Genomic DNA, 6,310 nt, shown 5'->3' on the forward strand with positions numbered 1-6,310 from the left:
GCCCGCCGGGGCGGGGAACGCGGCTCAGTTGTCGGCCGCTATCAGGTGGTCGAAGTCGCCCTCCTTCGCACCCAGGATCAGGGCCTCGATCTCGTGGCGGGTGTAGATGAGGGCGGGGCCCTCGGGGAAACGGGAGTTGCGCATCGCGACGCGGCCGCCGGGGAGTTCGGCGATCTCGACGCAGTTGCCCTGGGAGTTGCTGCGGTTGGACTTCAGCCACCGGGCACCGTGCAGCCGGGTCGCCGGAATCCCGTTGTACGCCGTGAAGTCGGTCTTGAGCATCATGTCTTCCTGAGCAGTTCACCGAGAAACTCGACGGTGCGTTCGGGAGTCTCGCTGTCGACGCACAGGCGCTCCATGGCCTGCAGGTAGGTGTCGACGTCGTCGCGTTTGTCGAGGTACATCGCGCCGGTGAGGTTCTCGACGTAGACCACGTCGGGCAGGTCCTGTTCCGGGAAGCGCAGGATCGTGAACGCGCCGCCCTCGGCCGAGTGCCCGCCGAAGCGGAACGGCATGACCTGGATGGTCACGTTCGGGAGCCGCGCCATCTTGATCAGGTGCTCGAACTGGCCCCGCATCACCTCGGGTCCGCCGATCGACCGCCGCAGCGCCCCCTCGTCCAGCACCGCCCACAACCGCGGCGCGCCGGGCCCGGTCAACCGCTCCTGCCGCTGCATGCGCAGCTCCAGCCGCTGGTCGATCTCGTGGTCGGGCGCGCCGGCGTTGCCGAGCCGGAACACGGCGCGGGCGTACTCACGGGACTGCAACAGGCCGGGAACGAACTGGAGTTCGTAGGTGCGGATCAGCGCGGCCGACTCCTCCAGGCCCACATAGGTCTGGAACCAGGAGGGCAGCACGTCGCTGTAGCGGTGCCACCAGCCGGGCGTGTTGGCCTCGCGGGCGAGCTCCAGCAGGGCGGCGCGTTCCTCGACGTCGGTGACGCCGTAGAGGGTCAGCAGATCATCGACGTCGCGTTCCTTGAACGAGACGCGCCCCAGTTCCAGGCGGCTGATCTTCGACTCGGACGCGCGGATGACATAGCCCGCGTCCTGCCGGGTCACACCCTTGGCCTCCCGCAGGCGGCGCAACTGTGATCCGAGCAGGATGCGGCGAACCGTCGAACCGCTTCCCGGCGCCCCTGAAGTCACGCCTCACCTCCCGGCCTCGTGCGGACAGCGAACCTAGTGTGTCAACGGCCCCCTTGTCACCGGGGGTGCTCGCCTCCGTTCACCGAGAGTGGGCCCGCGGTACGACCGGCGACCACACTGTGGATAATCAGATGCACGTGCATTGGGTCTTGCATTCGCACGCTACGATGCGCAGGATAACGCACGAGACTTCAGAGCCACGGCTGCACGACCAGATCACTCTGCGGGGGCCCGGGAATGACGTCACGCCACGCGCACGACGACACGCGTTGGATCGTGCGTCCCTGCACGCGGCCGGCCGAGACACAGGACCCGATCGTGCCTTCCACGCCCGTTCCCGAGTCGGACTGCCTGCCGCCCCGGCTGGACCACGCCCTGAGCGCACTGGTGGCGACGGGCGGCCCGGCCGCCTCGTTCACCGTCCGCCCCGACCCCGAGTCCGTCACCGCCGCCCGCCACTTCGCGCTGTCGCGGCTGGCCGACTGGAACCTGGCGGCGCTCGGCGACGAGGTCGGCCTGGTGGTCTCCGAGCTGGTCACCAACGCCCTGCGGCACAGCGGCGGCCCGCCGTCCGCCACGACCCCGCGCTGGAGCTCCCGGGACGGGCACTGCCTGGACGACTACGGCGACCGCGTCTACGGCGACCCGCTCGCCTCGACCCCGCCGCCGATCCATCTGCGCCTGATCCACGAGGGCCGCTGGCTGCTGTGCGGGATCATGGACGCCAGCCCGCTGGGCCCCCGCCGCAAGGAACCCGACTACATCGCCGAGACGGGACGCGGCCTGCACCTGGTGGACTCGTTCAGCACCCGCTGGGGCTGGCGGGCGCTGCCGACCGGCAAGGTGGTCTGGGCACTGTTCCGCTCCGAGGGGTAAGCCCTCTTTGGGGGGGTATAGGGGAAATTCCACCACGACCACCGATCGGGAGCAGCAGTGGAATTCGCCGTCGAACACCAGGACGTCAAGGGCCTGACCGTCGTCAAGATCACTGGCGAGATCGACGTGTTCACCAGCCCCCGCCTGCGGGAGCTGCTGCTGGACATCATCGAGAACGGCTCCCTGCACCTGGTCATCGACCTCGGCGAGGTCACCTTCCTCGACTCCACGGGCCTCGGCGTCCTGGTCGGCATCTACCACCGCCTGCGCGCCCGCGACGGCTCCATGTCGTTCGTGGGGGTCAACGAACGCGTCCGCCGGGTCTTCCACGTCACCCAGCTGACGAAGATCTTCGTGCTGCACCCGACGATGGACGACGCGGTCGCGGCCCACGAGGAGGCCACCTCCCAGTCCCCGTCCTGAGCCCCGCCCCGGGCCCCGTCCGGGCCCCGCGCTGAGCTCTCCGCGAACCCGCCCCCCGCACGGCTTTCGGAGCCGCGGGACGTGCGACCGGGTTCGTAAACTACGGTGGTCAGAGAGATCAAGCCCGCCGCTGGGCGTTTCGCCACCGCGAGCGGTGCTGTCCGTCAACCGAACCACCCACCGGACGGGAGCGCTCCGTGGCAGAACAGCCGCTGCATGAGCACACGCTCGGCAATGGGCTGCGCGTGGTGGTCTGCGAAGACCACGTCGTGCCGCTGGCCGCCGTGAACATCTGGTACGGCGTGGGCTCGCGGCATGAGCGGGCCGGACGTACCGGACTGGCGCACCTTTTCGAGCACCTGATGTTCCAGGGCTCGGCGAACGTCGCCGAGGGCGAGCACGCGGCCCTGCTGGAGAGCGCGGGCGCGACGTTCAACGCCAGCACCTCCTTCGAACGCACCAACTACTACGAGACCGTCCCGGTCAGCCACCTGGAGCTCGCGCTCTGGCTGGAGGCCGACCGGATGGGCACCCTGCCCGCCGCGCTCACCCAGGCCAACCTGGACAACCAGCGCGACGTCGTGAAGAACGAACGCCGCCAGCGCTACGACAACCAGCCCTACGGCACCGCGTTCGAGCGCCTGTGCCGCCTGACGTTCCCGGCGGGCCACCCGTACGCGCACACCCCCATCGGGTCGATGGAGGACCTGGACGCGACCACGCTGGAGGACTGCGCCGACTTCTTCGCCACCTGGTACGCACCGGGCAACGCGGTCCTGTCGGTCGTCGGCGACGTCGACCCCGAGCAGACCATCGCGGCCGTCGAGCGGTACTTCGGCGGGCTGCCGACCGGCCCCACCCCGCCGCCCGCGCGCGAGGGGGACCTCGGCCCGCTGTCGGAGGTCCGCAACGAGGACGTGGCCGAGGACGTCCCCTCGCCCGCCTACTTCGCGATGTTCCCGCTGCCCTCCGACGGCGGCTCCGACATCGAGGCGGCCGAGCTGGCCGTGGAGATCCTGGGCGGTGGCTCGGGCTCGCGGCTGTACGACCGGATGGTGCGCCGCGACCAGATCGCCACCGAGGTGTGGGCGGGCGTGACGCGGCTGGCCGGCGGCCCGTCGCTGGCGATCGTCGACGCGATCGGCCCGGACCCCGAGAAGATCGCGGCGGTGCTGGACGAGGAGCTGGCGCGGTTCGCCGCCGACGGCCCCGACGCCGACGAGACCGCCCGCGCCACCGCGCAGGCCGAGCGGGGCTTCCTGGAGCAGACCGAGACGGTCACCGGGCTGGCCAACGCCCTGTCGCAGAACGCCACGCAGTTCGGCGACCCGGCGCGCGTGTTCACCGCGCCGAGCCGGGCCGCCTCGGTCACCGCCGACCAGATCAAGGACATGGCGGGCCGGTTCCTGGCTCCGGGCGCCCGCACCGCGCTGACCTACGGGGGTGCCCGATGAGCAACCAGATCACGATGCCGCCGCGTCCGGTGCCCGGCCCGGTTCCGGCCTGGTCGTTCCCGTCCGCGACGTCCGGGCTGGTCCCCGGCGGCCCCGCGACGCTCCGCTGTGACCTGCCGGGACGCCGCCTGGCGTCGGTCCGGCTGGTCCTCGACGCGGGCGCGGGCCGCGACACCCGCGGCAAGGAGGGACTGGCGACGCTGACCGCCCGCGCCCTGCTGGAGGGCACCGAGGCGGGCGGCGGGACGGCCCTGACGGCGGCGTTCGAACGCCTCGGCGCGAGCCTGTACGCCTCGGCGGACCTGACCGCGCTGCGCATCGCGCTGGACGTCCCGGTGACGCGGCTGTCCCCGGCGCTGGAACTGCTGTCCACCGTGGTCCGCGAGGCCGCGCTCGCCGACGCCGACGTGGCCCGCCTGGTCCGCGAACGCCTGGAGGAGATCGCCCAGGAGGACGCCGACCCCGGCACCCGCGCCATGCGCGAGCTGCGCGCGGTGATCTTCCCGGAGGGGGCGCGGGCCCACCGCCCGACCGGCGGCTCCCCCGCGTCCGTCACCGCGATCACCGGCGAGGACGTGCGCGCGTTCTACGCCTCGGTCGACCCGGCCGAGGCGTTCGCCGTGGCGGCGGGCGACCTGACCGGCACGCCCGTCGACAGTGCGCTGGCCTCGGCGCTGTCGGGGTGGACGGGCTCCGGCCCGGCGCTGCCCCCCGCCGACCGCGTGATGCCGGTGAACGGCCCGCGGATCGTCGTGGTGGACCGGCCCGGCTCGGTGCAGACGTACCTGAGCATCGCGCACGGCGTGCCGGACCGCTCGCACGGCGACTGGCCGCTGCTGTCGGTCGCCTCGCACGTGCTGGGCGGCGGCCTCAACTCGCGCCTCAACGCGGTGCTGCGCGAGGAGAAGGGCTACACCTACGGCGTGCGGACCGGGCTGCTGCGGCTGCGACACTGCGGGCTGATGATCACGCAGGGGTCGGTGCACACGGAGGTCACCGGCGACGCGGTGGCCGACGCGCTGCACGGCCTGCGCAGTGTGGTCGCCGACGGCATCGCCGAGGACGAGTGCGCCTCGTCGGTGCGGGCGCTGGCGGACCGGGCCCCCGCCGAGTACGAGACCTCGCGTTCGGTCGCGGCCGAGTTGGCCGACGCCGCCGCGAACGGGCTGGGCACCGACTACCCGAGCCGGCACCTGGCGGCGGTGCGGGCGGCGACGCCGGAGACGGTCGCGCGCGCCTACCGCCGGCACGTGGACCCCGAGGCCCTGACGGTGGTCGCGGTGGGCGACGCCGCCCAGATCCGCGAACCGCTGGAGAAGCTGGGCTACGCCCCGGTGACGGTGACCGCCACCGAACCGGCCCGGTGACCCGCTGACCCACGATGCCCTCGGGGCGTGCCGCCGAACGCGCGTTCGGCGGCACCCCCGGCCGCGGGCGCGGGATTTTCTCCACGGATGTCCCGTTGCGGTTGAACGGATGGCATGGTGGTGTGCGTCTGACTGTGCAGCGGGGGTCGCCCCGCGGTCGCGGAGAGCGGAAGGGGTACGGCCGGTGTCCTATGGGCAGATGGCAGGCGGGTACGGCGGAGGGGGCGCCCCCTCCGTCGAGACCATCCTGAACGAACCGCACTGCCGGCCCGGCGGAGTCGTGGCCGGAAAGGTCCACCTGCGCGGCGGAACGCGGGCCGTGGACATCCGGCACGTCACGCTCGCGCTGATGCCGCGGATGCAGAACGGCTACGGCGGCGAGACCGCCGGCCCGGAGGTGTACCGGGGGGCGCTGACCCGGGCGTTCCGCCTGGAGGCGGGGCAGGCGCGCGACCTGGCGTTCTCGATCCCGCTGCCGTACGAGCTCCCGTTCACGACCGTGCTGGGCCGGGAGCTGCCCGGGTTCACGATCGGGCTGTGTACCGAGGTGGACGTCAAGGGCGAGCCGGACCCCGGCGACGTCGACCCGATCTCGGTGGAGCCGCTCCAGTCGCAGCAGTGGGTGCTGGCCGCCATCGCCCGCCTCGGCTTCAAGATCAAGAACGTGACGTTCCAGCAGTCGAAGCTGCGCGGGCTGCCGCAGCAGCTGCCGTTCCACCAGGAGATCCACCTTTCCCCGCCGCCACAGTTCCAGGGCCGGCTGGCGCAGGTCGGCCTCACCTTCGTGGCGAGCCCGCGGACGATGGGCTTCAAGCTGCGCGCCGAGGGGCGCACCGGGGACGAGGACGCGTTCGGGGCGTTCTCGGTGCCGCATCCGGAGGCCGCCGAGACCGACTGGAACGCCAAGATCAGCCAGTGGCTGGAGAAGGCGGTGCTGCTGCCGCACGGCTCCTCCGGGGGGCCGGCGCACGGGACGCCCGCGTTCGGGGCGCAGGCCCCGCTGCCGCCGCCCGGCGCGCAGACGCCGCTGCCGCCGCCCGGC

7 protein-coding genes are annotated in these 6,310 nt (G+C 72.5%); 5 read left to right on the forward strand and 2 right to left on the reverse strand.

Going from position 1 to position 6,310, the window contains the following annotated elements; genetic code table 11:
• Nucleotides 1-24 precede the first annotated feature (24 nt).
• Both AKI01S_RS22020 and AKI01S_RS22025 read right to left on the reverse strand, forming a co-directional pair.
• The gene (locus AKI01S_RS22020; RefSeq protein WP_067821041.1) at nt 25-282 is read right to left on the reverse strand and encodes a DUF397 domain-containing protein; all 258 of its coding nucleotides are present in this window, start codon (nt 280-282) and stop codon (nt 25-27) included.
• Nucleotides 282-1,148 (reverse strand): Sco1979 family transcriptional regulator, encoded by an 867-nt coding sequence (locus tag AKI01S_RS22025; protein WP_169813994.1) that lies wholly within the window; start codon nt 1,146-1,148, stop codon nt 282-284. The genes AKI01S_RS22020 and AKI01S_RS22025 overlap by 1 nt, the downstream gene beginning before the upstream one ends.
• 318 nt (nt 1,149-1,466) lie before the next feature.
• Here AKI01S_RS22025 and AKI01S_RS22030 point away from each other — a divergent pair, with 318 nt between their 5' ends.
• The 5 genes from AKI01S_RS22030 to AKI01S_RS22050 all read left to right on the forward strand — a co-directional run.
• The gene (locus AKI01S_RS22030) at nt 1,467-2,024 is read left to right on the forward strand and encodes an ATP-binding protein (protein WP_157420007.1); all 558 of its coding nucleotides are present in this window, start codon (nt 1,467-1,469) and stop codon (nt 2,022-2,024) included.
• Nucleotides 2,025-2,081: 57 nt separating this feature from the next.
• The gene (locus AKI01S_RS22035; protein ID WP_067821044.1) at nt 2,082-2,447 is read left to right on the forward strand and encodes an STAS domain-containing protein; all 366 of its coding nucleotides are present in this window, start codon (nt 2,082-2,084) and stop codon (nt 2,445-2,447) included.
• 197 nt (nt 2,448-2,644) lie between these two features.
• Nucleotides 2,645-3,901 carry a M16 family metallopeptidase gene (locus AKI01S_RS22040; protein ID WP_067821048.1) on the forward strand — a complete coding sequence of 419 codons (1,257 nt, stop codon included), beginning with the start codon at nt 2,645-2,647 and terminating at the stop codon, nt 3,899-3,901.
• A complete protein-coding gene (locus AKI01S_RS22045) occupies nt 3,898-5,268 on the forward strand; it encodes a M16 family metallopeptidase (RefSeq protein WP_067821052.1) in 1,371 nt (456 codons plus the stop codon). Before AKI01S_RS22040 ends, AKI01S_RS22045 begins: the two co-directional genes overlap by 4 nt.
• A 199-nt stretch (nt 5,269-5,467) precedes the next feature.
• The coding region (locus AKI01S_RS22050) for a sporulation protein (RefSeq protein ID WP_067821056.1) at nt 5,468-6,310 on the forward strand (843 nt) is incomplete at its 3' end.

Source organism: Actinomadura kijaniata NBRC 14229, assembly GCF_001552175.1.
Classification (GTDB): domain Bacteria; phylum Actinomycetota; class Actinomycetes; order Streptosporangiales; family Streptosporangiaceae; genus Spirillospora; species Spirillospora kijaniata.